The sequence below is a fragment of the Aeromonas sp. QDB25 genome, assembly GCF_027707725.1.
Lineage (GTDB): Bacteria > Pseudomonadota > Gammaproteobacteria > Enterobacterales > Aeromonadaceae > Aeromonas > Aeromonas caviae.
Window position 1 is genome coordinate 1 of record NZ_JAPCIZ010000242.1, and the last position, 631, is coordinate 631.

The window sequence follows — 631 nt, forward strand, 5'->3', positions numbered from 1 at the left end:
ATCGCTAGTAATCGCAAATCAGAATGTTGCGGTGAATACGTTCCCGGGCCTTGTACACACCGCCCGTCACACCATGGGAGTGGGTTGCACCAGAAGTAGATAGCTTAACCTCCGGGAGGGCGTTTACCACGGTGTGATTCATGACTGGGGTGAAGTCGTAACAAGGTAACCCTAGGGGAACCTGGGGTTGGATCACCTCCTTACCTTAATGATGACGAAGTTGTTGAGTGTTCACACAGATTGCCTTGATTCAAGTTTAGAGACAGTACACGAAGTGGGTCTGTAGCTCAGGTGGTTAGAGCGCACCCCTGATAAGGGTGAGGTCGGTGGTTCGAGTCCACTCAGACCCACCACTTCGATTACGGGGCTATAGCTCAGCTGGGAGAGCGCCTGCTTTGCACGCAGGAGGTCTGCGGTTCGATCCCGCATAGCTCCACCATATCGTACTGTATTTGTCAGAAGACAAAGCCATGAGTTGAACATGTCGTTCAATGTATGCCTTTGACTTCTTTACGAAGTTTGCTCTTTAACAATCTGGAAAGCTGATTTAAAAAGTAGTTCTCAAACATTTGTTACAAGTGCTTTGGAAACTTCTTGGCGAAAACCAAATTTTATTTGGTCCTTGTTGTAC

2 tRNA genes and 1 rRNA gene are annotated in these 631 nt (G+C 47.9%); all 3 read left to right on the top strand.

Annotated features, from left to right (window positions below):
* Positions 1-203: ribosomal RNA gene (locus PG883_RS23710) — 16S ribosomal RNA — on the top strand; the annotation flags it as partial.
* 73 nt (positions 204-276) lie between these two features.
* A tRNA-Ile gene (locus PG883_RS23715) sits at positions 277-353 on the top strand.
* Positions 354-363: 10 nt separating this feature from the next.
* Positions 364-439: transfer RNA gene (locus PG883_RS23720), tRNA-Ala, on the top strand.
* Positions 440-631 lie beyond the last annotated feature (192 nt).